The following is a 248-nucleotide window of genomic DNA, read 5'->3' on the forward strand; positions in this document are numbered from 1 at the left end:
ACCCCAATTAGTGGGAATTATATAAAAACACTTTCGTTGAATTCATATTAAAATGAATCATACGGAGGTGTTTTTTCTATGAAAAGAGTTTCTTATTCAGTAGAAACAAAGTATAAAGCAGTTGAAATGAAAGCAGCAGGATTTTCAACAAAAGAAATTATGAAAGAATTAAATATTAGAAATAGAACACAAGTGAAAACTTGGTGGCGATGGTATCGAAATGGGGAAAGTTATAGATTTTCACAACA

The 248-nt window shown here is 29.8% G+C and carries 1 protein-coding gene; it reads left to right on the top strand.

The features are described from left to right. Window positions 1-78: 78 nt before the first annotated feature. The coding region (locus HMPREF3241_RS02055) for a helix-turn-helix domain-containing protein (RefSeq protein ID WP_141763168.1) at window positions 79-248 on the top strand (170 nt) is incomplete at its 3' end.

This window comes from Staphylococcus sp. HMSC34G04, from assembly GCF_001838765.1.
GTDB lineage: Bacteria > Bacillota > Bacilli > Staphylococcales > Staphylococcaceae > Staphylococcus > Staphylococcus epidermidis.